Source organism: Hyphomonas sp. (assembly GCF_017792385.1).
Classification (GTDB): Bacteria; Pseudomonadota; Alphaproteobacteria; order Caulobacterales; family Hyphomonadaceae; genus Hyphomonas.
Map to the genome: position 1 here is coordinate 2,854,436 of NZ_CP051230.1, position 26,500 is coordinate 2,880,935.

Annotated in this window: 22 protein-coding genes; 14 read left to right on the forward strand and 8 right to left on the reverse strand. The window is 63.1% G+C overall.

The window, feature by feature from the left end:
• Positions 1 to 9: 9 nt before the first annotated feature.
• From HF955_RS13860 to HF955_RS13890, 7 genes are all read left to right on the forward strand, one after another.
• Complete coding sequence (locus HF955_RS13860) at positions 10 to 1,002, forward strand: hypothetical protein (RefSeq protein WP_291075847.1); 993 nt, start codon at positions 10 to 12, stop codon at positions 1,000 to 1,002.
• A 78-nt stretch (positions 1,003 to 1,080) separates the two neighbouring features.
• Positions 1,081 to 3,249 carry a primosomal protein N' gene (locus tag HF955_RS13865; RefSeq protein ID WP_291075848.1) on the forward strand — a complete coding sequence of 723 codons (2,169 nt, stop codon included), beginning with the start codon at positions 1,081 to 1,083 and terminating at the stop codon, positions 3,247 to 3,249.
• 161 nt (positions 3,250 to 3,410) lie between these two features.
• Positions 3,411 to 3,989: an ATP synthase F1 subunit delta gene (gene atpH / locus HF955_RS13870; RefSeq protein ID WP_291075850.1), complete on the forward strand. Its 579-nt coding sequence runs from the start codon at positions 3,411 to 3,413 to the stop codon at positions 3,987 to 3,989.
• Positions 3,990 to 3,997: 8 nt separating this feature from the next.
• Entirely contained in the window at positions 3,998 to 5,533 is a 1,536-nt protein-coding gene (gene atpA, locus HF955_RS13875) for a F0F1 ATP synthase subunit alpha (RefSeq protein ID WP_291079309.1), read from the forward strand.
• A 40-nt stretch (positions 5,534 to 5,573) separates the two neighbouring features.
• Complete coding sequence (locus HF955_RS13880; RefSeq protein WP_291075852.1) at positions 5,574 to 6,452, forward strand: F0F1 ATP synthase subunit gamma; 879 nt, start codon at positions 5,574 to 5,576, stop codon at positions 6,450 to 6,452.
• A gap of 46 nt (positions 6,453 to 6,498) precedes the next feature.
• Positions 6,499 to 7,923, forward strand: a complete 1,425-nt coding sequence (atpD, locus tag HF955_RS13885; protein WP_291075854.1) for a F0F1 ATP synthase subunit beta — start codon at positions 6,499 to 6,501, stop codon at positions 7,921 to 7,923.
• Between the two features lie 20 nt (positions 7,924 to 7,943).
• Positions 7,944 to 8,351, forward strand: coding sequence for a F0F1 ATP synthase subunit epsilon (locus tag HF955_RS13890; RefSeq protein WP_027838564.1), 408 nt, complete (start codon positions 7,944 to 7,946; stop codon positions 8,349 to 8,351).
• 70 nt (positions 8,352 to 8,421) lie between these two features.
• On the opposite strand, the gene HF955_RS13895 is transcribed toward HF955_RS13890, so the two are convergent.
• From HF955_RS13895 to HF955_RS13910, 4 genes are all read right to left on the reverse strand, one after another.
• A complete protein-coding gene (locus HF955_RS13895) occupies positions 8,422 to 9,090 on the reverse strand; it encodes a DsbA family oxidoreductase (protein ID WP_291075855.1) in 669 nt (222 codons plus the stop codon).
• A gap of 55 nt (positions 9,091 to 9,145) precedes the next feature.
• Positions 9,146 to 10,600 carry a pyridoxal-dependent decarboxylase gene (locus HF955_RS13900; protein ID WP_291075856.1) on the reverse strand — a complete coding sequence of 485 codons (1,455 nt, stop codon included), beginning with the start codon at positions 10,598 to 10,600 and terminating at the stop codon, positions 9,146 to 9,148.
• Positions 10,601 to 11,894: 1,294 nt separating this feature from the next.
• Positions 11,895 to 13,034, reverse strand: a complete 1,140-nt coding sequence (gene ubiA / locus HF955_RS13905; RefSeq protein WP_291075858.1) for a 4-hydroxybenzoate octaprenyltransferase — start codon at positions 13,032 to 13,034, stop codon at positions 11,895 to 11,897.
• Between the two features lie 83 nt (positions 13,035 to 13,117).
• Positions 13,118 to 14,491 carry an NAD-dependent succinate-semialdehyde dehydrogenase gene (locus HF955_RS13910; RefSeq protein WP_291075859.1) on the reverse strand — a complete coding sequence of 458 codons (1,374 nt, stop codon included), beginning with the start codon at positions 14,489 to 14,491 and terminating at the stop codon, positions 13,118 to 13,120.
• A gap of 46 nt (positions 14,492 to 14,537) precedes the next feature.
• On the opposite strand from HF955_RS13910, the gene HF955_RS13915 reads away from it, so the two are divergent.
• A complete protein-coding gene (locus HF955_RS13915; protein ID WP_291075861.1) occupies positions 14,538 to 15,308 on the forward strand; it encodes a 16S rRNA (uracil(1498)-N(3))-methyltransferase in 771 nt (256 codons plus the stop codon).
• On the opposite strand, the gene HF955_RS13920 is transcribed toward HF955_RS13915, so the two are convergent.
• Positions 15,305 to 15,937 carry a hypothetical protein gene (locus tag HF955_RS13920; RefSeq protein WP_291075862.1) on the reverse strand — a complete coding sequence of 211 codons (633 nt, stop codon included), beginning with the start codon at positions 15,935 to 15,937 and terminating at the stop codon, positions 15,305 to 15,307. The genes HF955_RS13915 and HF955_RS13920 overlap by 4 nt on opposite strands.
• A gap of 106 nt (positions 15,938 to 16,043) precedes the next feature.
• On the opposite strand from HF955_RS13920, the gene HF955_RS13925 reads away from it, so the two are divergent.
• The gene (locus HF955_RS13925) at positions 16,044 to 17,423 is read left to right on the forward strand and encodes a glutamate--cysteine ligase (RefSeq protein ID WP_291075863.1); all 1,380 of its coding nucleotides are present in this window, start codon (positions 16,044 to 16,046) and stop codon (positions 17,421 to 17,423) included.
• A gap of 207 nt (positions 17,424 to 17,630) precedes the next feature.
• Positions 17,631 to 19,334 carry a peptide MFS transporter gene (locus tag HF955_RS13930; protein WP_367279798.1) on the forward strand — a complete coding sequence of 568 codons (1,704 nt, stop codon included), beginning with the start codon at positions 17,631 to 17,633 and terminating at the stop codon, positions 19,332 to 19,334.
• Between the two features lie 78 nt (positions 19,335 to 19,412).
• On the opposite strand, the gene HF955_RS13935 is transcribed toward HF955_RS13930, so the two are convergent.
• The 3 genes from HF955_RS13935 to HF955_RS13945 all read right to left on the reverse strand — a co-directional run bounded on the left by HF955_RS13935 (position 19,413) and on the right by HF955_RS13945 (position 21,988).
• Positions 19,413 to 19,853, reverse strand: a complete 441-nt coding sequence (locus HF955_RS13935; RefSeq protein WP_291075867.1) for a rhodanese-like domain-containing protein — start codon at positions 19,851 to 19,853, stop codon at positions 19,413 to 19,415.
• 110 nt (positions 19,854 to 19,963) lie between these two features.
• Positions 19,964 to 21,367 carry a metalloprotease TldD gene (gene tldD / locus HF955_RS13940; protein ID WP_291075869.1) on the reverse strand — a complete coding sequence of 468 codons (1,404 nt, stop codon included), beginning with the start codon at positions 21,365 to 21,367 and terminating at the stop codon, positions 19,964 to 19,966.
• Between the two features lie 66 nt (positions 21,368 to 21,433).
• Entirely contained in the window at positions 21,434 to 21,988 is a 555-nt protein-coding gene (locus HF955_RS13945) for a tetratricopeptide repeat protein (protein ID WP_027840016.1), read from the reverse strand.
• 164 nt (positions 21,989 to 22,152) lie between these two features.
• On the opposite strand from HF955_RS13945, the gene coxB reads away from it, so the two are divergent.
• From coxB to HF955_RS13965, 4 genes are all read left to right on the forward strand, one after another.
• On the forward strand, positions 22,153 to 23,151 hold the full coding sequence (coxB, locus tag HF955_RS13950; RefSeq protein ID WP_291075870.1) for a cytochrome c oxidase subunit II: 999 nt from the start codon (positions 22,153 to 22,155) through the stop codon (positions 23,149 to 23,151).
• 26 nt (positions 23,152 to 23,177) lie between these two features.
• Entirely contained in the window at positions 23,178 to 24,836 is a 1,659-nt protein-coding gene (gene ctaD / locus HF955_RS13955; RefSeq protein WP_027840015.1) for a cytochrome c oxidase subunit I, read from the forward strand.
• A gap of 102 nt (positions 24,837 to 24,938) precedes the next feature.
• Positions 24,939 to 25,562 carry a hypothetical protein gene (locus HF955_RS13960; RefSeq protein ID WP_291075874.1) on the forward strand — a complete coding sequence of 208 codons (624 nt, stop codon included), beginning with the start codon at positions 24,939 to 24,941 and terminating at the stop codon, positions 25,560 to 25,562.
• Positions 25,537 to 26,499 (forward strand): heme o synthase, encoded by a 963-nt coding sequence (locus HF955_RS13965; RefSeq protein ID WP_291075876.1) that lies wholly within the window; start codon positions 25,537 to 25,539, stop codon positions 26,497 to 26,499. Before HF955_RS13960 ends, HF955_RS13965 begins: the two co-directional genes overlap by 26 nt.
• Position 26,500: the final 1 nt, after the last annotated feature.

Below are 26,500 nucleotides of genomic sequence, written 5' to 3' on the forward strand. Positions count from 1 at the left end.
AGGCACAGCATGACGGATCAGGCGTCGGTTCAAGTGAGGGAAGCTGTAGGTGTGTTCGCCTCGGAAGACGCGCTGCAGGCAGCCATTGATGATTTGCTGAGCAACGGGTTCGACAGGGCAGAGATTTCCCTGCTTGCCGCATCAGACAGCGTCGAACGCGTGCTCGGTCATGCCTATCGAAAGGTCGCCGAGGTCGAGGATGACATGTCCGCACCGCGGATCGCCTATGTGGCCGAAGAAGATGTCGGCGCTGCGGAAGGGGCGGTCATTGGCGGATTGATCTATGTCGGCGCATTGGCGGGACTGGTACCTGTGGTCGCGTCCGGCGGCGCGCTCGCGGCGGCTCTGGCCGGGCTGGTGCTTGGCGGAAGCGGCGGCGCTGCACTCGGGGCGGCCCTGGCCCGTCTGATCGGCAAGGATCATGGCGACTATATTGCCGACCAGATCGCGCATGGCGGGCTGGCGCTCTGGGTGCGCACCTGGAATGCGGGCGATGAACGGCGGGCGGTGCAGATCCTGAAAGCGCATTCCGGAAAGGACGTCCATGTGCATGGACTTGCCGACCATGCCTATGCGCCGGCCCGGCCCGTCATGTCGGTTGGCGCCGACGCGTCAGGGTCTGATGACATATCGGGCAGGGACGGCGAAGTCTTCTACACTTCCGGCAAGATGTTTCCGGACAGGGCCACCGCGGAAGCGTATCTCGAGCGTCAGCACTATCTCGACAGCCTCTACAGGGCAGGCCGGTCTCTGGACGTGGACCTGGATGCCGCCCTGCTTGACCCGGCAGATGTGTTCCCGACCGTTGGTCATCTCCTCTCTTCCGATTGCGACGATGCCGTGAAGCTCGAACTGCTCAAGCGCTGGGAGTATGATGTGAAGGCGCTGGAAGTGGCAGATGATGAGGGCATGACCGGTCCGAGCACGGCGGCACAGATGCAGGAAATCGAGGCGGCCATCCGGCGTTTGGAAACGGGGTTGAAACGCCCTGAGACGTTCTGAACAAAACTGAACGGCCATGGGACGACGCGATGCCTGAAAGGTTCGACACGTCCGGTACGAAACGGTAGGGATTCCGGCATGCCCGTTGCGCGGATTCTCTTTCCCCTGCCTTTGCCGGAACCCTTTGACTATGCGGTTCCGCCGGGACTGGATGTGCAGGCAGGGTCTTACGTTTCTGCGCCTCTGGGAAAGCATGAACGGCTGGGTGTCGTGCTGGAATTGCTGCCAGACAGTGCCGGAGAGGGCCGGACGCTCAAGGAGGTGGCCGCGGTGTATCCGACGCCGCCCATGTCGTCGGCGATGCGCGATTTCATCCTCTGGGCTGCCAGATACACCGTGTCCCATCCCGGACACGTCCTGGGCATGGCGTTGCGCTCGCGCGGGGGATTGTCACCTTCGCCGACCGAAACCGTCTATGAGGCAACAGATGCCGCGCCTGCCCGGATTACGGAGGCGCGGACAAAACTACTCGAAGCCTCGCGCCGGCTCGGACCACAGAGCGCGTCCGTGCTGTCGGAAGCAGCGGGTGTCTCCGCTGGCGTCGTGAAGGGGCTGGCGGATGCGGGTGCCTTGCGCGCCCGATCCGTGGCAACGGATTTGCCTTTCGATCCGCCGGATCCCGACCGGAAGGGCGCTGTGCTGACCGCAGAGCAGGCCGAGGCTGCAGACGCCCTGAAGCAGTCGGTTGCGGCCGGCGCGTTTGCCACATTCCTGATTGATGGCGTGACCGGTTCCGGCAAGACGGAAGTGTATTTCGAAGCCATCGCGGAGGCGCTGCGCGCGGATCCTGATTCGCAGATCCTTGTTCTCCTGCCTGAAATTGCGCTGACCCAGGCAATCCTGTCACGGTTCGAGGCGCGTTTTGGAGCGACGCCGGCGCCCTGGCATTCTGGCCTGTCAGACAGGGAGCGCCGCCGTACCTGGCGGGAAGTGGCCAATGGCCGGGCGCGAATTGTGATCGGGGCGCGGTCTGCCCTGTTCCTGCCCTTCCTCAAGCTGAAGCTGATCATCATCGATGAAGAGCATGATGGCAGCTACAAGCAGGAAGACGGCGTTACCTATCATGCGCGCGACATGGCAGTGATGCGCGCCAAGCTGGAAGATGCCATCGTCGTGCTTGCATCGGCTACCCCAGCCCTGGAAACGGTGGTGAATGCCGAGACCGGCCGGTATCAGCGTCTGCAATTGTCAGCGCGTCCGGGCGCGTCAAGGCTGCCGGATGTCGATCTGGTCGACCTGCGCAAGGCACCGCCGGAACGCAATCACTGGCTGTCACCCCATTTGATACACGCCATGCAGGAGACCCTGGCCGCCGGGGAGCAGACGCTGCTGTTTCTCAACCGGCGCGGATATGCGCCGCTGGTCATCTGCAAATCATGCGGCGAACGGCTCAAGACGCCCGGGACCGAAAACTGGCTGACCGAGCATCGCTATACAGGGCGCCTGGTCTGCCATGTGACAGGGTATTCCATACCGAAGCCGAAGACCTGCCCGCAGTGTGGCGCAGCCGATTCCCTCATGGGGGTGGGGCCCGGAGTGGAGCGCGTGGCGGAAGAAGTGCGCGTGCTGATGCCGGAGGCCCGGATCGAGATTTTCTCGTCCGACACCGCGCAGGGCGGTGAAGCCACGCGCGGCATTGTCGATCGCATGGAGCGTGGCGAGATCGATGTGCTGATCGGCACGCAGATCGTGGCGAAGGGGCACAATTTCCCGAATTTGACGCTGGTCGGGGTCGTCGATGCCGATAGCGGCATGAAGGGTGGGGATCTGCGGGCAGGCGAGCGCACCTACCAATTGCTCAGTCAGGTGGCGGGCCGGGCCGGGCGGGCAGAGCGGCCGGGCCGGGCGCTCGTCCAGACCTATGCGCCGGACAATCCGGCCATGATGGCGCTGGCGGACAACAATCGTGACGGTTTCCTCCAGATCGAGCGGGATGTGAGGGCCGAGCTGGGTCTGCCGCCTTTCGGCCGTCTGGCCGCAATGATTCTGTCTGCCCCCTCCGCCCAGATGGTTGACGAGGCCGCGCAGGACATCATCCGGAACGCCCCGAACGGGGAGGGAATCGAGGTGTTCGGCCCGGCGCCGGCCCCCATCACCGTGCTGCGGGGGCGGCATCGCCGGCGATTCCTTGTAAAATCCCCCAAGAACATTGATCTTTCGGCCTATATGGCAGCATGGACCGCCCGGTTGAAGCTGCCGAACCCTGTCCGGATGTCAGTCGACATCGATCCATACTCATTCCTGTAGGCCTGTGGTTTTGCAGTGAATGCCATTTCGCCGCATACATTGCTTCTTTGGCTGTGTTGTCAGGCCGAAAGACTGATGCTAAGCGGCGCACAGTTTTGTAAGGGCGCGTGCATCGAGGCATGCCGCCTTGCTTTGTATTTCCGGCCGATTTGGCCCGCTCAATGATGGACGATACCACCTTGGCTGCAACTAAAGTGACACAGGCGAGTGAAGCTGCCCGGCGCTATGCCAGCGCCCTGTTCGAGCTTGCCCAGGACAAGGGCGAACTCGCGGACGTCCACAAGGATTTTCAGGCTTTTGCAGAACTGCCGAAACAGTCGAAGGATCTGGCGATCCTGCTGGCATCCCCGGCCTTTTCGGCAGAGCAAAAAATGGCCGGCCTGGCCGAAGTGATGAAGAAGGCCGGCGTGTCCGGCCTGCTGGCGAATTTCGTCGGCGTGATGGCGCGCAACGGCCGCGCAGATGACATTCTCGGCGCTCAGGTCGCCTTTGATGAATTGTACGCGAAGCAACGCGGCGTGAAGCGCGCCGTGGTTCGTACCGCGAAGGAAATGTCTGGCGCAGAGCGTCAGCGCATCGAATCAATCCTCGCCAAGGCCGTTGGCGGCGAGGTCGAATTGTCCAGCGAGGTTGACCCCTCGCTGATCGGCGGCATTCAGCTGCGCATCGGCTCCAAGCTCGTTGACGCCAGTCTCGCCGCCAAACTGGATCGCATGAACACCGCCATGAAGGGAGCATGAGTAGCTCGATGGACATCTCACCAGCAGAAATTTCGGGCATCCTGAAGTCGCAGATCGAGAATTTCGGCGCTGAAGCCGAAGTCTCCGATGTCGGCCAGGTTCTGTCAGTCGGCGACGGTATCGCCCGCATCTACGGTCTCGACAGCGTTCAGGCTGGCGAAATGGTCGAATTCGATGGCGGCATCAAGGGCATGGCCCTGAACCTCGAGAACGACAATGTCGGCGTCGTGATCTTCGGCGATGACCGCTCGATCAAGGAAGGCGACACCGTCAAGCGCCTGGACGAGATTGTTGCTGCGCCGGTTGGCAAGGGCCTGCTGGGCCGCGTCGTCAACCCGCTGGGCGAGCCGATCGACGGCAAGGGCCCGATCGCCGACATCGCTGAGCGTGCCCGTGTGGACGTCAAGGCGCCGGGCATTATTCCCCGCAAATCGGTCCACGAGCCGATGATGACCGGCATCAAGGCCATCGACGGCATGATCCCGGTTGGCCGTGGCCAGCGCGAACTCGTCATCGGCGACCGTCAGACCGGCAAGACCGCTGTCTGCGTCGACACGATCCTCAACCAGAAGCCGACCAATGACGCCGCCAAGAGCGACAGCGAGAAGCTGTTCTGCGTCTATGTCGCCATCGGCCAGAAGCGGTCCACCGTGGCCCAGGTCGTCAAGACGCTCGAAGAGCGCGGCGCGCTTGACTACACCATCGTCGTCTCTGCGACTGCGTCCGAGCCAGCCCCGATGCAATACCTCGCGCCGTTCACGGGCTGCGCCATGGGTGAGTGGTTCCGTGATAACGGCATGCATGCCCTGATCATCTATGATGACCTGTCCAAGCAGGCTGTGGCCTATCGCCAGATGTCCCTGCTGCTGCGCCGTCCGCCGGGCCGCGAAGCCTATCCGGGTGACGTGTTCTACCTGCACTCCCGCCTGCTCGAGCGCGCGGCGAAAATGGGCGATGCGGCCGGCAATGGCTCGCTGACGGCCCTGCCGATCATCGAAACTCAGGCCAATGACGTGTCGGCCTACATTCCGACCAATGTGATCTCGATCACGGATGGTCAGATCTTCCTCGAAACCGACCTGTTCTACCAAGGCATCCGCCCGGCCGTGAACGTTGGCCTGTCGGTGTCCCGTGTGGGCTCCGCAGCCCAGACCAAGGCGATGAAAAAGGTTGCCGGCTCGATGAAAGGCGAACTTGCCCAGTATCGCGAAATGGCTGCCTTTGCGAAATTCGGTTCCGATCTCGACGCCGCCACACAGCGCCTGCTGAACCGGGGTGCCCGTCTCACGGAACTCCTGAAGCAACCGCAATACTCGCCGCTTCTGATGGAAGAGCAGGTCATCGTGATCTATGCCGGTACGCGGGGTTACCTCGACAAGGTCGATCTGAAGGATGTCACCCGCTACGAGAAGGAATTGCTGGCTCATGTGCGTGGCGCCAAGGCGGACTTGCTGAAGAAAATCCGCGAGGAGAAAGCCCTCACGGACGATATCGAAGCAGAGATCAAGAAGACGCTCGACGATTTCACGGCGAAATTCGCCTGATTTCGCCCGACATTGAGACTGATGAACCAGAAGGCCTGACATGCCCAGCTTGAAGGACCTCAAGAACCGGATCGGAAGCGTGAAATCCACGCGGAAGATCACCAAGGCCATGCAGATGGTCGCGGCGGCGAAGCTGAAGCGCGCGCAGGACGCCGCAACGGCTGCGCGGCCCTATGCCGAACGCATGGCCTCGGTTCTGGCCAATCTTTCCGCTTCTGCCGGGGCTGGCGGCCCGAAACTCCTCACCGGCACCGGCGAGGACAAGGCCCATCTGATTGTTGTGCTGACTGCCGAGCGCGGTCTGGCAGGGGGCTTCAACTCCTATGTGGTGAAGCTGGCCAAGCAGAAGATCGGTGAGCTTCGGGCTGAAGGCAAGACGGTCCAGATCATCACCGTCGGCAAGAAGGGCCGCGAGCAACTGTCCCGCGAATATGGCGATCTGTTCGTCGAACATGTCGATCTGTCCGGCGTGAAGGGCGGCGACTTCTCCGAGTCCGCAATCGCCCTCGGCAAGATGTTGACGCGCCGGTTCGACGCCGGTGAGTTCGATGTCGCCACACTGATCTATTCGCAGTTCAAGAACGTGCTCAGCCAGGTGCCGACGGCCCAGCAGCTGATCCCGGCCTCCGCGCCGGAAGAGGCCGAAACTGTCGATCTCGGCAATGCGCTCTACATCTACGAGCCGTCCGAGGAAGGCATCCTGGAAGTGCTGCTGCCGCGTTACATCAACACGCAGATCCTGTCCGCGATGCTTGAAAGCGCCGCCGGTGAACAGGCCAGCCGCATGACCGCGATGGACAACGCCACCAACAATGCCGGCGAGATGATCGACTCGCTGTCCCTTCAGTACAACCGTGCCCGTCAGGCCCAGATCACCAAGGAGCTGATCGAGATCATCTCCGGTGCAGAGGCGCTGTGATGGCCCAGACCGTATTCAAATTCCCGCTCCAAAGGAGACGACCCGCATGAGCACTCCCGCAAACGCAAATGGCCGCGTGTCCCAGGTGATCGGTGCTGTTGTCGACGTCGAATTCGACGGCGAACTGCCCGCCATTCTGAACGCGCTTGAAACAGACAACAATGGCAACCGCCTCCTGCTGGAAGTTGCCCAGCACCTCGGTGAGAACACGGTCCGCACGATCGCCATGGACTCCACCGAAGGTCTGGTCCGCGGTCAGTCCGTCAGCGACACCGGCGCACCGATCACGGTTCCGGTTGGCCCGGCCACCCTTGGTCGCATCATGAACGTCATCGGCGAGCCGATCGACGAGCGCGGCCCGGTCGATACCGACATGCGCCGTCCGATCCATGCCGAAGCTCCGGAATTCGTCGATCAGTCGACCGAATCCGAAGTGCTTGTCACGGGGATCAAGGTCGTCGACCTCCTCTGCCCGTATGTGAAGGGCGGCAAGATCGGCCTGTTCGGCGGTGCCGGCGTTGGCAAGACCGTTCTGATCATGGAGCTGATCAACAACATCGCGAAACTGTTCGGCGGCTACTCCGTGTTCGCCGGCGTTGGCGAGCGGACGCGTGAGGGCAACGACCTCTATCACGAGATGATCGAATCCAAGGTGATCGACCTCGACGGCGAGAGCCGCATCGCGCTGGTCTATGGCCAGATGAACGAGCCTCCGGGCGCCCGTGCCCGCGTCGCCCTGACCGGTCTGGCCCAGGCAGAATACTTCCGGGATGAAGAAGGCAAGGACGTTCTGTTCTTCGTCGACAACATCTTCCGCTTCACCCAGGCGGGTGCCGAAGTGTCCGCTCTGCTCGGCCGTATTCCGTCGGCTGTGGGCTACCAGCCGACTCTGGCCACCGACATGGGCGGCCTGCAGGAGCGCATTACCTCCACGACCAAGGGCTCCATCACCTCGGTTCAGGCCGTGTACGTTCCAGCGGACGACCTGACCGACCCGGCCCCGGCCACCTCGTTTGCCCACCTTGACGCCACGACGGTTCTGAACCGTTCGATCGCCGAGAAGGGCATCTATCCGGCCGTGGACCCGCTGGACTCCACCAGCCGTATCCTGGACCCGATGATCGTTGGCGAAGACCACTACAATGTTGCCCGTGGCGTGCAGGAAATCCTGCAGCGCTACAAGGAACTTCAGGACATCATCGCCATTCTCGGCATGGACGAGCTGTCGGAAGAAGACAAACTGGCCGTGGCCCGCGCCCGCAAGGTCGAGCGCTTCCTGTCCCAGCCCTTCGACGTGGCAGAAGTCTTCACCGGGTCTCCGGGCGTTCAGGTCAAGCTCGAAGACACGATCAAGGGCTTCAAGGGTCTGATCGCCGGTGAGTATGACCACCTTCCGGAGCAGGCCTTCTACATGGTCGGCAACATGGAAGAGGCGAAAGCCAAAGCCGAAAAGATGCTGGCTGACGCCTAAGCGAGAACGGACAGGGACGAATGGCCGATAAACTCCACTTCTCACTCGTGTCACCCGCCAGGGAGCTGTTCTCTGGCGAGGTGGACCATGTGATCGCCCCCGGCTCGGAAGGTGAGTTCGGCGTGCTGGCAAACCATGCTCCGTTCATGACAACGCTGAAGAATGGCGTTGTGCGCGTGCTGGAAGGCAGCGACGTCAAGATGCGCATCTTTGTGCGCGGCGGTTTTGCGGACGTCACGCCGGAAGGCCTGACCATCTTGGCGGAAGAAGCCCGCATGCTGGACAAGCTCAAGGTTGAGGACGTCCAGAAAGAGCTCGAGGAAACGCATCTGAAGATCCAGTCGCTCGACAAGGGCGATGCGACGCGGATCACGCTTCAGGAGCATTATGACTATCTCGAAAGCCTCAAGGCCGCGATGATGCACTAGTGCGCCCGACATAGTCCGGACCCGAACGCGCCGCCCTGATCCAGGGCGGCGCTTTTCTTTCGGGCCAGACTCAGCCTTCGGCCGGGCGTTCCTCGGGCAGGCGGGCGGCGGCATCGCGCAGGAAGCGGGCAAGCTTTTCGGCGGTCTCGGCGCCCTGCACGGCCACCCGGCGGTTGGCGATATAGGTCGGCACGCCGCTGATTCCCATCTGCTGGAAGAGGGCTTCCTCATTGCGGACATTCTGGACGTCGGCATCGGTCGGCAGCAATTCGGCGACGATGGTCGGATCGAGATCGATCTCGCGCGCAATGTCGACGAGGATATCGGTTTCGCCAATGTCCCGTCCGTCACTGAAATAGGCCTTGAACAGGGCTTCCTTGGCGGCTGCGCCCTTTTGCTGGCCCTGCGCCCAGCGGACGAGGCGATGGGCGTTGAAACTGTTGGGACGGCGCGTGATCTGGTCGAACCGGTAGGGAATGCCTTCCGCCTCGCCATAGTCGATCAGCGCCTGACGCATCGCATTGGCGCGGTCCTTGCCGGCATCGGAGCCGAATTTCTCCTTCATGTGCGCCTTGTAGTCGACGCCCTCGGCGGGGATCGTCGGGTCCAGCTCGAACGGGCGGAAGATGAGTTCCACCTCCAGGTCCGGGACCAGTTTGATTGCGTCGTCCATCCTGCGCTTGCCAAGCCAACACCAGGGGCAAACCAGGTCCGATACCATTTCGATTACGAGTGTCATGATCCCAACCTAGGAAGGCTTTGCCTCCGGTGCAAATAAACCCTCAGTGAGGCGGTCAAAGCTCTGCCCCGATCCGGAGCGTTTCGCGCAGCAGAAGGTCCAGATCTTCCCGGCGCGTGCGATGGTTCGTGATGTTCACCCGGATGGCCAGTTTGCCGTCGATCCGGGTCGTGGACGGTGCGGCGATGCCCTGCAGCTGGAGTTGCACGACAATTTCCGCATTCAGGCGGTCGAGGTCAGTCGCGCTCAGTCCGTCGCGCACCAGCCGGAAACAGCAGATCTGCATGGAGACCGGCAGGAGCAGTTCCAGCGCGGGCGTCTCCACGATGCGATCAGCCAGATAGGCCGCCTGATCGCAATTGCGGGTGATCAGCGCGCCCAGCTTGTCCGCGCCATGTTCGGCGATTTGCGCCCAGACCTTCAGGGCGCGAAATCCGCGCGACAATTCGGGCCCTAGTTCGACGGGCCAGGTACCCCCGGCAGCAAGGCCCCGGTCAGCGGATTTGAGATAGTCCGGCCGGTCGGAAAAGGCGCCGAGATGGTCGCGTTCCGACCGGGTCAGGATACAGCCGGCATCATAGTTCACGTGCAGCCATTTGTGGAAATCGAAGGCAAGGGAATCGGCCCGCTCCAGCCCCTTCAGGCGCGGGCGCAACCGGTCGCTGAGCATGCCCAGCGCGCCGAAGGCCCCGTCCACATGGAACCAGAGCTGCTGGGCGCGCGCCAGGTCTGCCAGGGCCTCCAGGTCGTCAATTGTGCCGGCATTCACCGATCCGCACGTTCCGGCGACCAGGAAGGGGTCGAAGCCTGCAGCCCGGTCCTCGGCAATGGCCTGCGTCAGGAGGGCGATGTCCATGCGATGGTCCCGGGTGACCGGAACCTTGCGCAAGGCGTCCGTGCCGAGGCCGATCATGTCGAAGGCGCGCGCGATACAGGCATGCGCCTCGGCGGAAGTGTAGCCGACCAGTTTGCGGCCACACACGCCGTCGGTCCGGCTGGCAAAGCCCAGCCGCGCATCCCGCGCCGTCTTCAGGGCAATGATCGTGGCCATCGACGTGCCGGACACGATCAGGCCGCTGGCCGCATCGGGAAAGGAGAACAGGCGCCGGCACCAGTCGACCAGGAGCCGCTCGACCTCGATCGCCGCGTGATTGCGCCCGCCTGTATTGGCGTTGAGGGCGGCGGCCGTGATGTCTGCGAGCAGATTGGACGGCGTGCCGGAGCCATGCACCCAACCGAAGAAGCGGGGATGCGTGTTGCCCACACCATAGGGCAGCAGGGCGCGCAGCGTCTCGTCGACCTCGTCCGGCGACAGGCCGGTCTCCTCCAGCGCGAAGCGGTCCCTTACCTCGTCCGGAAACGGGGTCCAGACGCGGCCCTCCCGGGCGGTGGCCATCTTGTCGATGGCGGCATCCAGCATGGCATGGGCGCGTGCGCGAAAGGCAGCCCAGTCTTCCGGATCAAGGGAGAGGGCGGTCCGGGGCGACGTGTCGGGATCATGTGAAAGCATATCTATCGATCCGGTCTTTTGGCGCCGACTGCAATCAGCCCCGTGCCAATCGAGCGCTTCGGTCGCACCCTTGCCTTGTCCCCCCCCCCTTGTCCCCGGGGGATGCCGGGGTCTCGTGCGGTTTCTCCATGCAGCCAGCCGAGGGAGGCTCCGGCGCCTTGTGCTTGCGCTTGGGCCTTCTCGGGGCGAATGCAGTGCATTCGCTTGTCCCTCGAAGCGGGGCGAATGCCGTGCAGTCGCTTTGTCCCTCCGCAGCGCCGGAGATGCGGAGGAGGCACTCCTCCCCCGCCTGAGCTGGCGAAGGGCGATGGCCATGCCATCGCGATCCCCCTCTAACTCCCCCTTTGCAAGGGGGAGAACGGCCCCTCAAGCAAGGCGGCTGCTGTCTGCGTTCCTCCCCCTGCAAGGGGGAGGACAGGTGGGGGTCTGCGGGGGTTCCTCCTGCACACACAGCCGGACTGGCTTTCGCCATCCGGGGATCTCATAGTCGGCTCAAAGAGCCGGGCGCGGCGGGCGCCGTGGCGCTCCGCCTGGAACTGAACAAGGCTACGGAATGGAGCGTTACCGCCCGCCGCGCCGGACAGGGTCTTCGGCGGGACACCCTCATGGGGGCCCATGGTCCCGGGTCTTCGTTACCGGCGCCGCACGAACGGGTCTTCCGTGCTTTTCACACGGGAAGTCCATCCGGGGATGTCTCCCGGGCTGCCGGACGAGGCGGGTTCCCTACCTGCTTTCGCAGGCTCACCCTGGCCTGACCTGCCTAGGTGCGGACCGGACCGCTGCTCCGGCCTGCACCCTCCTGTCCCTGCACTCCCGACCAGAACGGTACCTGATCCGGCTCCCGGAAGGGCAGGTCACCATCATCGCATGAGGGGCTGTGCGCCGGATTCGTTTGTTCCGAAGATACCTGCGGAGGCAGGTATCCATCTCCCGCCATCACCTGAAGCGCCTGAGGATACAGCCAGAGATGGGCCCCTGCCTGCGCAGGGGCCTGCGGGGGGAGAGCATGATCTTCATCCTCCAACACCGTGTCCCCGGCGGATGCCGGGGTCTCCTGCCGTTAGAGCGCGGAGCCAGCCGAGGGAGGCTCCGGCGTACGCCGGAGATGCGGAGAAAGGGGACGATTGGGGGTGGTCCTCCGATTGCGCATGACGTACTTGCCGCATCGTTCCGTGATGGGCCCCCAGACGCTGCGCGTCGGGGGTGACGTCAGGAGGAGAGGGCGTGTCCGTTGCCTCCAACACCGTGTCCCCGGCGGAGGCCGGGGTGAGCGGAGCGTAGGGGCGGGGCTGACCTAGGGGGTGTCGGAGGCGGTGATGTCATCCGGGGACGGACCGATGATGCCTTCGCGCTGGAGGGCGCGCATGGCGGCGCTGGCGAACCAGGTTTCGCCGGGGTCTGCGGGGGACGGGCCGGGGCGTTTCACCTTGAAGCCGAAGGGCAGGTCCAGCGTCGAGGGCGGCGTGTCGAGGACGATTTCGTGATGGGCGAACAGGGACCGGCTTTTCGGTTCCGGGGCCATGGCGGAGAGGGCGAAGCCGAGCACGACAATCAGGCCGGCCCAGACATTTGACTTGAAGACGGCGAGGGCGGCCTGTTCGCGGCTGGATTTGAGGCGGGCAGCCTGCCAGATGCCATGGGCGAGGAAGAGGATGGCGGTCAATGCGCCGATCCGTCCGGCCTCGTTCAGGGCCGCGGCGAGCGCGATCAGCGCGGTGGCGCCCATATGGAAGCAGAAGCTGATCAGGACAGCGCGCTGGCCGAACAGGCGCGCGGTCGAGCGCACGCCGATCAGGGCGTCATCCTCCCGGTCCTGCAGCGCATAGATCGTGTCATAGGCGATGGTCCACAGGATCAGGCCGGCATAGAGCACGAGCACCGGCAGGGTGATCGTTGTGGCAACGGCTGCGCCGACGAGCACACCCCAATTGAAGGTGAGCCCGAGCCAGGCCTGTGGCCACCAGGTGACCCGCTTCATGAAGGGATAGGCTGCGACCAGCGGCACCGACAGGAGGGCAATGAGTTTGGCGTCCAGCGGCAGGGCCAGCCAGACGCCGAAGCCGACGACCAGCTGGGCGCCCAGGAACAGATAGGCCTGGCGCAGCGTGACCGCGCCGGACGGGATCGGGCGCAAGGCCGTCCGGCTGACGCTGGCATCGATGTCCCGGTCGGTGATGTCATTCCAGGTGCATCCGGCCCCGCGCATGGCGGTGGCGCCGAGCAGGAACAGCACGGCCCAGACCAGATCCATGACATAGACGCCGGTGATCAGGCGCTGGAACATCAGGCCGATCAGGCAGGGCAGGTATAGCAGCCAGATGCCGACCGGCCGGTCCCACCGCGCCAGCATGGCATAGGGCTGCCAGCCGGGCGGCAAACTGGCCAGCCAGCCGGGCAGGGCGCTGTCCGCCGGGATTCTGCGTGTGTCGTCCATCGCTGGGGCTTATACCGAATTTCCCTGTTTCCAACAGCCGGAGACAAGCATTGGGGGAATTTGACGGGATGCGACCGGTCGGATCAGGCCTGGAAAACGGTCTTGCGGTTGACGAAGGCGCGGATGCCGTCGGCTGCCAGTTCGCGGCCATAGCCCGACTGTTTGATGCCGCCAAAGGGCAGGCGCGGGTCTGACGCCACCATGGCATTGATGAACGTGGCTCCGGCCTGCAAATCATTCACTGCCTGCTCCATTTCGCCAGGATCCTTTGTGAAGATCACGGAGCCGAGCCCGAACACGCTGGCATTGGCGCGGCGAATCGCATCGTCGAGGCCGGACACTTTCCAGAGATTGGCGACCGGGCCGAACATTTCCTCATCAGTGGAGGGGGTGCCGTCCGGGGCCCCTGTCAGAATGCAGGGATCGAACCAGCTGCCGGTGTCCGGCAATGCATTGCCCGCCTTGAACAGATGTGCGCCGGCCGCGACGGACGCGTCGATTTGGGCCACGAGATCATCGCGTATATCGGGCGTGGCAAGCGGCCCGATATCGGTGTCTGGCTGCATCGGGTCGCCGAGTTTGAGCTGGCGGAACCGGGTCTCGAAGCCTTGCCGGAAGGCATCGAACACGTCTTCGTGGACGAAGAACCGCTTCGCGGCGATGCAGGACTGGCCAGTGTTCTGCGTGCGGGCGGTGAGCGCCGTATCGAGCGCCGAGTCGAGATCTGCCGAGGGCATGACGATGAAGGCGTCCGATCCGCCGAGTTCCAGCAGGGAGGGTTTCAGGGCCTTGCCGGCCGTGGCGGCGACGGCGCCGCCGGCGGGACCTGACCCGGTCAGCGAGACGGCCCGGACGCGCTCGTCCTTGATCACGTGCTCGACCTGGTTCGACCCGATCAGCAGCGTCTGGAAGGCTCCGTCGGGGAATCCGGCCTCGCGAAAGACTTCCTCGATGTTGAGCGCCGAGCGGAACACGTTGGAAGCGTGTTTCAGAAGGGCGGTGTTGCCCGCCATCAGTGTGGGGGCGGCAAAGCGGAACACCTGCCAGAACGGAAAATTCCATGGCATCACGGCCAGGATGACGCCGAGGGGAAGGTGGCGCGCGAAGGCCCTGCGGCCGTCGCTCTGCAATTCTTCGTCGGCCAGATAGGTGGCGGCATGTTCGGCATAATGGCGGCAGACCCAAGCGCATTTGCGGATTTCGGCCCTTGCCTGGTTCAGCGGCTTGCCCATTTCGGCGGTCATGGTGGCGGCATAACGGTCCGAATTGGCCTCGAGCACACCGGCGGCGGCCTGCATCAGCCGGGCGCGGGCGTCGAAACCGGTCTTGCGCCATGAGGCAAAGGCGGCATCGGCGCGGGCGATGGCGCTGTCCACCTCTCCGGCTGTATGGGGTTTGAATTCCTCGATGAGTGTGCCATTCGCCGGATTCACGGATTTGATGGTCTGGTCGGCCATGTTCGCCTCTTGCTGAGTGGTCGCTGTTACAGGGTATGTCGGTCGCATGAGTTCAATACCAAGACTTTATGTTCGTTCCACGCTCGCCGCATCCGAGCCGGTCCGGCTGGACGCGGATGCCTCGAAATACCTGATGCGGGTGATGCGGCTCGGCGAAGGCGACGCGGTGCGGGTCTTCAATGGCCGGGACGGCGAATGGCTGTGCCATCTGGATGCGCCGGACGGAAAGATCGCCGTGATTGTGCCGGCTGAACAGATGCGGGCGCAGGCGGAGGCGGGCGCGCCGGAGCTGATCCTGCTGTTTGCGCCGGTGAAGAAGTCGGAAACGGATTTCATCGTCGAGAAGGCGACCGAACTGGGCGCGCGGGTGATCCAGCCCGTGCTGACGCAGTTCACCCAGACGCGCACCGTGCGGCGCGACCGGTTCGAGAAGATTGCGCTGGAGGCTGCCGAGCAGACCGAACGGCTGGACCTGCCGGTCATTGCAGACCTGGCCAGCCTGGACGCGGCGCTGGCGGCCCTGCCGGGCGGGACGGCGGTGATCTTCTGCGATGAGGCGGGCGAGGATGAGTCCCAGCCCTGGGGCGGGCAGACCGGCCGGGCGGCCGCAGCGCTGGACGTGCTGACGGGGCTGAAAGGCCGCGCGGCGGCGGTGCTGATCGGGCCCGAAGGCGGCTTCAGCCCGGAGGAGCGGGCTTTCCTGCGCGGGCGGGACGAGACCTATCCGGTCAGTCTGGGGCCGCGGATCCTGCGCGCCGAGACGGCAGCGATATCAGCGCTGACCCTGTGGCAGGCCGTGTGCGGGGACTGGACCTAGAACGGCCAGCGCTTCATCGGCGTCGGCACGGCGCCTTCCCAGCGGCGCTGCCAGTTCAGCGTGACGCCGATGCGGCGCTCCAGCTTGCCATCCCAGTGCACTTTCAGTCCGACCGCGGCGAGCGTGTCGGCGATTTCCTGTCCGATCTGGAGAAACACGGCGTCGGCCGTGTTGTTGGCGGCGCCATAGCTGAGATAGAGCTCTCCGGTCTCGACCGCACTTTCGGTGTCCTGCTGGTGGAAGAAGACGTAGCCCCGGGCCCGGCGGCCGAGGGTTTCGAAGTCCTCGATCTCGACGCTGATCTCCGCCGCCCCGCACGTGCCGCAGCAGGTGAAGTTCTGGCGCGCGACGATGTCGGCATCCTCCAGCATGTCGAAGGCCAGTTCCAGCCGGTCGAAATCGGTCAGGATCGGCCAGCCGGTCTGGTCGGCGCGCAGGGATTCGATCTCCTGGATCACGGCGGAGCGGACTTCGGACTGGCGGTCGCGTTCGGAAATCCGGGAGTCGAATTCCTCGGTCATGTCGAGCAGGATGTCCTCGATCTCGTCGACCGGTTCATAGCCGCCGCGCACATGGATGCGGGCCCAGACTTTCAGGTCGTCGCGTTCTTCTGTTGTAAATCGCGTCATCGGTCTTGCCTGAGTGAATAAACGAACTTGTGAGAATAACCCGGTTGGCGCTCAAGAGAAACATCCCTATGTGCACAGGCACGAAGAGATTGAGGGAGCCTCTGTTTTGACCACGCCGACGTCGGACATCGACGAGACTTCCCGTCGTATCGCCTCCAAATCCGAGCTGATCGAATATTTCGAAGCCGGCAACAAGCCCCGCGACCAGTGGCGCGTGGGCACCGAGCATGAAAAGTTCGGGTTCCTGCGCGAGGGGCTGCGGCCGCTGCCCTATGAAGGCGAGGCATCCGTTCTTGCGATACTCGAGGGCCTGCGCGACCGGTTCGACTGGCAGCCCATCCTCGAGGCGGGCAAGCTGATCGGCCTGAAAAAGGATGGCGCGAGCGTCTCGCTGGAGCCGGGCGGCCAGTTTGAACTATCGGGCGCGCCGCTGCGCACCATGCACGAGACCTGCAATGAGGTGGGCAGCCATCTGCGCGAAGTCCGCGAGATTGCCGATCCGCTGGGCGTGGCCTTCATGGGTCTGGGCGCCAGCCCGGTCTGGAGCATGGCCGAGACCCCGGTCATGCCCAAGGGCCGCTACAAGATCATGATGGACTATATGGACAAGGTCGGGCGGCTGGGCCGTCAGATGATGTTCCGCACCTGCACCGTGCAGTCGAACCTGGATTTCGAATCCGAGGCCGACATGGTGAAGAAGTTCCGCGTGTCGCTGGCGCTGCAGCCGCTGGGCACGGCGCTGTTTGCCAATTCGCCCTTCATGGACGGGCGTCCGAACGGCTTCCTGTCCTATCGCTCGCAGATCTGGACCGACACCGATCCCGACCGGACGGGCATGTTGCCCTTCGTGTTCGAGGACGGGTTCGGCTTTGAGCGCTATGTCGACTATGCGCTGGACGTGCCGATGTATTTCGTGCGGCGTGGCGGAAAATATCTTGATGCCAGCGGCCTGTCCTTCCGCGACTTCCTGGAGGGCAAATTGCCGATCCTGCCGGGCGAAAAGCCGGCCATGGACGATTTCGCAGACCATCTGTCGACGATTTTCCCGGAAGTGCGGCTGAAGCAATTCCTGGAGATGCGCGGCTCTGATGGCGGGCCGTGGAGTCATCTCTGTGCCTTCTCAGCCTTCTGGACGGGGCTGCTGTATTGCGGCGACAGTCTTGAGGCGGCCTGGGATCTGGTGAAGGACTGGTCGGCGGCCGATCGCGAAGCGATGCGCCAGGGTGTTCGCACGCTGGGCCTGAAAACGCCGGTGCCTGGTGGCCGCTCAATGCAGGATCTGGCCATCGACGTGCTGGACATTTCCCGCGCCGGTTTGAAACGCCGGGCAAACCTGTCGGTCGCCGGTGATGACGAGACCGGCTATCTCACCGAACTGGACGAGATTGCCCGGACGGGCCTGACCCCCGCCGAGCGGCTTCTGGAAAAGTATCATGGGGCCTGGCAGCGCGACCTGAGTCACATTTTTGCCGACCAGGCCTATTAGGGGCAAAATTCTCCTTGCCACCGCGTTCGGATTTGGCACAAGCTGCCTTGAGGCAATTGCGTTTGCGTGATCAAAGTACCGGTTCGTAAGAATTTCCGGGGAGTTGAACGCGTGACGGATATCACTGCGACGGGTGAAACGGGCAAGCCTCGTGACACGTCATTTTTCGGCCATCCAAAAGGATTGGCCATCCTGTTCTTTACCGAGATGTGGGAGCGCTTTTCGTATTACGGCATGCGCGGCCTGCTGGTGCTGTACCTGACCCAGCATTTCCTGTTCTCGGACGAGAAGTCATCGATCATGTACGGCGCCTATACGGCGCTCGTTTACGTCATGACGATCATCGGCGGCACGCTGGCCGACCGGTATCTTGGCCAGCGCAAGGCCGTGACCTTCGGGGCGATCCTGCTCTGTCTTGGCCATTTCGGCATGGCCTTCGAAGGATCCGGGTCCAAGGAATACCTGGTGACCAATGGCGCGGAAATCGAGATTGCGCATGAAGGCCGCGGCGACAATCGCCAGCTGTTTGTCGATGTGGATGGCGAGACCCGCCGCGTCGTGTTCGAACAGGGCAGCGGAGACCTTCAGATCCTGGAAAGCGCAGATGATGCGAAGGAACCGACAGCGCCGGTCTACCAGCAGATCGCCAAGGCCGACTATACGACGCGCATCGAACAGCAGGAGCTTTACACAAACATCCTGTTCCTTTCGCTGGCCTTCATCATTGCCGGGGTCGGTTATCTCAAGGCCAACATCTCCACGATTGTCGGGGCGATCTACGACTTTGACGATCCGCGCCGGGATTCGGGCTTCAGCCTGTTCTATATGGGCATCAATCTCGGCTCACTCCTGTCGTCGCTGACCTGCGGCATCATCGGCATTGTCTGGGGCTGGAAATACGGGTTTGGCTTGGCGGGCATCGGCATGTTTGCAGGGCTTGCCGTGTTCCTGTGGGGACAGAAATTCCTGGAAGGAAAGGCCGAGCCGCCAAATCCGGAAACGCTGAAGAAATCCTTCCTCGGCCCGATCAATGTCGAGATGGCCTGCTATCTGGCAGGTGCGATCGTGATCGCCGTGGCCATGCTGCTGGTGATGAATGCGGAAGTGATCCCGGACTGGTTCGTGGGCTCGCTCGGCATCGCCATCTTCATCGGCTTGCTGCTTTATGCCTTCATCCAGCTGAAGGGCACGGAGCGCAACCGGATGTTTGCGGCAATCTATTTCGTGCTGGCGCAGATCCCGTTCTGGGCGCTGTTCGAACAGGCCGGTTCGTCGCTGACCCTGTTCACAGACCGTCTGGTGGACAAGGAAATGTTTGGCATGAACGTGCCGACGCCGGTCTTCCAGTTCCTGAATGCGGGTTACATCGTCATCTTCGCGCCGATCTTTGCCTGGATGTGGATTGCCCTGTCCAAGCGGAACATGGAGCCCTCAACCCCGGTGAAATTTGCCATCGGCGTCTTCCTGGCAGGACTTGGCTTCCTGTCGCTGGTGGGTGGCATTGGCATGTCCGGAGCGGGCATGACCGCCGTCGGCTTCATCTTCCTGATCTACTGGGTGCACACGATGGGGGAACTCATGGTGTCGCCGGTCGGCCTGTCGGCGGTGACCAAGCTGGCCCCGGCCCGCGTGGTCGGCATGACGATGGGCGCCTGGTTCCTGTATTCCGGTCTGTCGAACTATCTGGCAGGCGTGATTGCCCGCACAACCGGCGCAGAAACGATTGGTGGACAGATTACCGATGTGGCAGCCGCCAAGGCGACCTATGTCAGCGTCTATTCCAATGTCGGCTATGTGGCGATGGGCATTGGCGTCCTGATGCTGATCATCTCGCCGATCATCAAACACTGGATGAAGGGCAGCGAGCAATTGCCGGCCGAATCCTCGATGGTTTCCGACGAGATGTTCTGACACGATCATCCCTGATCCAATCAGAAGGGGCGGCTCCATGGGAGGCCGCCCCTTTTTCATTTCGGGTGCGTCGGGGGCTTACCGGTCAGGCGGCAGGAACTGGTCTGTCGGCAGGCCGCGCTTGATCCAGCCATCCCCGATCCCGTCCAGCCCGATCATGCCTTCGGCGATCAGATAGATCTCCGCAAAGCCGGCAGAGTCGAGTTTCTCTGCTGCCATGGCCGAGCGATTGCCTGTGCGGCAGATGACGGCGACGGGATAGTGCAGATCCCCCAACACGGCGCCGCGCGCCTGGGCCAGAAAGTCCACATCCTGAACATTCGCGCCGACGCTGTCGCGCGGCATGCCGGTCATGGCCCATTCGGACGGAGTGCGCACATCCAGCAGGATCAGTTCGCCGCGCTGCACCAGGGAATGGGCCGCATCGGCCGACAGGGTTTTGACATCAGCGGTGGCGGGCAGGGTGAACGCCAAGGCGGCCAGGGCCGTGGCGGCGAAAGCGGTGGCAAAACGGGCCATTGGAATACTCGACTTCTGCTTCATCGCATCGGGCCGGAGCCCGATTGTGGCGACAAAGTGTCAAAGCGAGCGAGTCACTGCAAGGGCGGTTAACCACGATGACAACAAATTTAGCCGGCACCGCCCACGGTCAGGGCACCCACTTTCAGGGTGGGTTGTCCGACGCCGACAGGCACGGACTGGCCAGCCTTGCCGCACACGCCGACGCCGTCATCCATGGCGAAGTCATTGCCGATCATGGTCACATCCTGCAGCACGGTGGGGCCATGCCCGATCAGGGTGGCATTCTTGACCGGCGCGACGACCTTCCCGTTTTCAACCAGATAGGCCTCTGTGCACTGGAACACGAAATTGCCGGACGTGATGTCGACCTGGCCGCCGCCGAAATCGACTGCCCACAGGCCACGCTTGATGGACCCGACGATTTCGTCAGGATCCTTGTCGCCGCCGAGCATCACCGTATTGGTCATGCGCGGCATGGTGGCGGATTCATAGCTCTCGCGGCGGCCATTGCCGGTCGGGGCCTGACCCATCAGGCGGGCATTCATCCGGTCCTGCATGTAGCCTTTCAGGATGCCGTCCTCGATCAGGACCGTGCGCTGGGTGGGTGTGCCTTCATCATCGAAGGAGAGGGAGCCGCGGCGGCGTTCGATGCTGCCATCATCAATGACCGTGACGCCCTTTGCGGCGACCTGGTCGCCGATGCGGCCGGAATAGACGCTGGTGCCCTTGCGGTTGAAGTCACCTTCAAGGCCATGCCCCACGGCTTCGTGAAGAAGCACGGCCGGCCAGCCCGGCCCGAGCACGACTTCCATCTGGCCTGCCGGGGTCGGGATGGACTGGAGATTGACGGAGGCCTTCTTGATCGCGCGCCTGACCATGGCCTGCCAGCGGTCCGGCTGGATCCAGTCTTCATAAGCGGCGCGGCCACCGGCCCCGGCGCCGGCCGATTCGCGCCGGCCATTCTCTTCCAGCGTGACCGACACGTTCAGGCGCACCAGAGGACGGATTTCAGAAAAGACCGCGCCATCGGGGCGGACAATGTCGATTTCCTTGTGACTGCCGGCCAGCGAGACGGATACCTGCACCACACGCGGATCACAGGCGCGTGCCCAAGCGTCGATTTCGGCCAGAAGGCCCGTTTTCATCGTGAAGTCCGGCGCGGAGGTCGGATCGATGGGATCGTAGAGGCGGCGATTTGTCGGCGTCGGGCCGGTGGCGAGGTGACCGGAATAGCCACGCTTGGCCTGGGCGGCGGTTTCTGCGGCGCGCCCGATGGCATCCAGCGACAGTTCGGACGCGTAGCCCGATCCCGTGGTCTCACCGGCCACGACCCGCAGGCCGAAGCCCTGATCGGTGTCGAAGGCTGCCGATTTCAGCCGGCCATCATCGAAGACGAAGCTTTCGGAGCGCGACCGCTCGACGAACAGGTCGCCATCATCGGCGCCTTTCGCGGCATTGGCGAGGATTTCGGAGGTCTTGGCGAGATCGAAGGGCAGGGAAGTCTGGGTCATGATTCCTAGATGCGTGACGCCCTCGCCGGCTGCAAGGGCGCGCCCGCACAAATCGCTCCGGATGGTCTAGTTCGTGGTGACCTCGAAGCGCGACAGCTGCCATTCGGCCAGGTCCCAGTCGGGTTTCAGCTCCAGCGCCTTGCGAAAGTCGTAATAGGCGCCTTCGACATCGCCGAGCTTTTCCTTCGCGATGGCGCGGTTGTAATAGGCGGCGTGCAGGTCGCTGGAGTCCAGCGATATGGCCTGGTCGAGCGATGCCATGGCGCTGGGATAGTCTTTCAGGAAGATGTAGGCCGCGCCTTCATTGAGCCAGGTCTCTCCGGTTTCCGGACGGATGCGCTTGGCCTTTTCATAGTCGGACAGGGCAGCATCATAGTCGCCTGCGCGCATCCGCAGCACGCCGCGATTCGTGTAGGTGGCAGCGCGGTTGCCGGCATTCATGGCTTCCAGTTCGATGGCGCGGGTGCAGGTTTCGGCGCCCTGGCGCGGCGAGACGGTCTCGAATCGGGCGGCTTCGTAGCAGTCCTTGGCGATTCCGCCCCCGAGGACCATGACCTGCGCTTCCGCCGTGCCCAGGGTGAGGCCCAGCAGCAGGGACGCCATACATATCGTGTTCTTCATGGGATTCGGCCTTTCGGATTCCTCTGCAATTGCACTCAGACATACCATGGAAGCGGCATGGCACCGACAACCTGCGACAATATTGAGCGCGGAAAGTGGTAGGTTGCGGCTAGTACGTATTGTAGATACAGGGACACAGATTCCAATGAGACGAGGATAACTTCGTGCGACACCTTCTTGCCGCCATGTGCGCCGCCGTTATGGCCGGACCGGCGCTGGCCTTTGAACCGACCGATGGTGCGCTGGGCTTCCAGCCGGCTGCTACGCGCATTGCCGAGCGCATTCATGTCTTCCATGATTTCGTGCTGGTCATCATCACCCTGATCACGCTTCTGGTGCTGGGCCTGCTGCTGTGGATCATCGTGCGCCACAATCGCAAGGCCAATCCGGTGCCGAAGAAGTTCAGCCACAACACGCTGATCGAGGTCATCTGGACCGTCGTGCCCGCGCTGATCCTGGTGGCGATTGCCAGCCAGTCCTTCCCGAATTTGTACTATCAGGACGTTGTGCCGAATCTGCAGCAGATCACCGAGAAATCGGACAAGCTGGTCGCGGACGGCAAGACGGCCCAGCATGAGCGCTTCGCGAAAGACTATTTTCCGGACGCTGCCGAGAAGGGCTTCGTGAACGTCAAGGCACAGGGCAACCAGTGGAACTGGACCTACACCTATCCGGACCTCGTGGATGATGCGGGCTATGCGCTGGAATTCGTGTCCAATCCGGTCCATGTTGGCGTGTCGACCGATGCGGAAAACTATGCCGGCGCCACGGGCCGTTCGGACTATGCCGCCAAGCCGCGCAATCTGGCCGTCGACTATCCGATGGTGATCCCCGAAGACCGCTACATCCGCTATTACACGGCCGCCGCCGACGTGATCCATTCCTGGACCGTGCCGGCCTTTGGCGTGAAGACGGATGCGGTGCCGGGCCGCCTGAACGAGGGCTGGTTCCTGGTGGAGGAGCCGGGCATCTATTACGGCCAGTGTTCCGAACTGTGTGGTGTGAACCACGCTTTCATGCCGATCGAGGTGCGCGTGGTCAGCGAAGAACAGTACCAGACCTGGGGCGAACTTATGCTCGCCGGGGACTATGAAGCTGCCTATGCCGCCGTCGACGTGTTTGCATCCAATGAGCAGGCGACCCAGTTCGCCGCCAAGCAATAATCAAGAGAGAGTGAATCGCCATGCCTATGGATGAAGTCGCCATCGACCATCATGACGCACACGATCACAAGCCGGGCTTCTTTACGCGCTGGCTGTTTTCGACCAACCACAAGGATATCGGGACGCTCTACCTGATCTTCGCGCTGATCGCGGGAATCGTGGGCTACACCCTGTCCGGCCTGATCCGCTGGGAACTGGCCGAGCCGGGCATCGGCGTCCTGACGCGCTTCGTTGCCGGTGAAGGCGATGTGGCGATCCAGAATGCCAAGCATTTCTACAATACGGTGATCACCTATCACGGCCTGATCATGATCTTCTTCATGGTCATGCCGGCCCTGATCGGCGGCTTCGGCAACTGGTTCGTGCCGCTGATGATCGGCGCGCCGGACATGGCCTTCCCGCGGATGAACAATATCTCGCTGTGGCTGACCGTGGCGGCATTCGTGCTTGCCTGTATCTCGATGACCGTGCCGGGCGGACCGGGCAATGGCTTCGGCGGAGGCTGGGTGCTGTACCCGCCGCTCTCGTCGACGACGGGCCATGCCGGACCGGCCATGGACGTGCTGATCCTGTCGCTGCACACGGCCGGTATCGCTTCCATCCTGGGCGCCATCAACTTCATCGTGACCATCCTGAACATGCGCGCACCGGGCATGACGCTGCACAAGATGCCGCTGTTCGCCTGGGGCGTCCTGATCACGGCCGTGCTGCTGCTGCTGTCGCTGCCGGTTCTGGCCGCTGCGCTGACCATGCTGCTGACCGACCGCAATTTCGGCTCGCAATTCTTCGTGCCGGGCGGCGGTGGTGACCCGATCATGTTCCAGCACCTGTTCTGGTTCTTCGGCCACCCGGAAGTCTACATCATGATCCTGCCGGCCTTCGGCATCATCAGCCACATCGTGTCGACCTTCTCGAAGAAACCGATCTTCGGCTATCTCGGCATGGCCTATGCCATGGTCTCCATCGGTGTCATCGGCTTCGTCGTGTGGGCGCACCACATGTATACGGTCGGTATGGACGTGGACCTGAAGGCCTATTTCGTGGCCGCCACGATGGTGATCGCGGTGCCGACCGGCATCAAGATCTTCTCCTGGATCGCGACCATGTGGGGCGGCTCGATCGAGTTCAAGGTGCCGATGCTTTGGGCCATCGGCTTCATCTTCCTGTTCACCGTCGGCGGTGTGACGGGCGTCGTTCTGGCCAATGCCGGTATCGACCATGCCCTGCACGACACCTATTACGTCGTCGCGCATTTCCACTATGTGCTGTCGCTCGGCGCCGTGTTCGGCCTGTTCGCCGGCTGGTATTACTGGTTCGAGAAGATGTTCGGCATCAAGTACAACGGCATGATCGGCGGCCTGCATTTCTGGCTGATGTTCATCGGGTCGAACGTGCTGTTCTTCCCGCAGCACTTCCTGGGCCTGCAGGGCATGCCGCGCCGCTATATCGACTATGCGGACGGCTTCGCCACCTGGCACATGTGGTCCTCGATCGGCTATGCCATCACGCTGGTTGCCACGCTGATCTTCTTCGTCGGCCTGGTGGAAGCGATGATCCGCCGCCGCAAGGGCGCAGCGAATCCGTGGGGCGAAGGTGCCACGACGCTGGAATGGACGCTGCCGTCGCCGCCGCCATTCCACCAGTTCAACGAACTGCCGCATGTTACCAACAAGGGCGGCCACTAGACTGGCACCTGCCTGACCTGAAGAATGGCCCTGCGACGTGTCGCGGGGCCATTTTCGTAGAGGCTCTGTCAGGACCCGGCGCGATGATCAGGGGAGGCGATCATGAATGAACCATCCGACGCGGCCCTGCCGCTCTGGGCACAGCATGCCATCTGGATGGCGGGCCAACCGGAAGTGATGATGGTTGTGGCCGGCCTGCTTCTGGCGAGCCTGTTCCTGGTGGCACGCCGGAGATTTGTGCGCGACCCTGTCTCGGTGCTTTTCCTGTTCCTGTCGGTGGCGGGCGCCCTGATGATTGCCGGCCTGGGGCAGGCGATGGATTCCGCAACCCTGTATCACGACACCTATTACATCGCCGCGCGCAACCGGTTTCTCGCCGCGCTGCTGGGCATCACGCTGGTCTTCTGGGCGCTGTATCGCTGGTTCAGGGCGATCATCGGCGTGAGGTATAATCGGTGGCTGGGCGTGATCCACTGGATCGCCTGGTCAGCCAGTGTGGCGCTGCTGATCTGGCCGGGCCTGTCGCTGGAGGCCGGCATGCCACAACGCTACGCAGCGTATGACGAGGTGTTTGCCCGGCTTCAGACGCTGCAATTGATCGGGTATTTTGTCACGCTGATCTCAGTGCTGGCCTTTGCCATATGCATTGGAGAAGCTATTTACCGCCGCATCAAGACGGGCAAGGAGCCCCCGGAGACGCATGACCGAGCCGTCCGCCACTTCTGACATGGCGCCGAAGCGCTACGCCACTGCTGGCGATTATGTGCAGCTGCTGAAGCCGCGCATCATGATGCTGGTCGTGTTCACGGCCGTGGCCGGCCTGATCGCGGCTGTCGGCGTGACCGGCATGGCGATCAATCCGGTCATGGCGGCCATCGCGACGCTGGCCATCGCGCTCGGCTCCGGCGCGGCCGGCGCGATCAATATGTGGTATGATGCCGATATCGACCAGATCATGAGCCGGACCTCCACGCGCCCGATTCCGTCCGGCGCTGTGCCGAAGGACGAGGCGCTGGCCATGGGCCTGATCATGAGCGGCGTGTCCGTGATGCTGATGTGGCTGGCCTCCAACTGGCTCGCCGCTGCGCTGCTGGCCTTTTCGATCTTCTATTATGGCGTGATCTACACGATGTGGCTGAAGCGTTCGACGCCGCAGAACATCGTGATCGGGGGTGGGGCCGGGGCATTCCCGCCGGTGATCGGCTGGGCCGCGGTGACGGGCAACACGCCGCTGGACGCCTGGATCCTGTTCGCGATCATCTTCTTCTGGACCCCGCCGCATTTCTGGGCGCTCAGCCTGCTGGCGCATGGTGAATATGAAAAGGCGGGCGTGCCGATGCTGCCGGTGACGCACGGTGCAAAGACCACGCGCAACCAGATCCTGCTTTACACCGTCCTGCTGGTGCCGCTGGCGCTGACGCCGCTGCTGACGGGACTTGGCGGCTGGATCTATGGTGCCACGGCGTTGGCGCTTGGCCTTGTCTTCCTGTCCTATGCCGTGCGGGTCTGGCGCTCCAGCGCCGGGGATGCCGGCGCCAGCGCTGCGGACATGAAACTCGCGCGCGGCATGTTCTTCTTTTCGATCCTGTACCTGTTCCTCGTCTTCGCCGCGCTGATCGTGGAACATGCGGCGGGGCTTCACTTCCCGGTCACCGGAGGCTGAC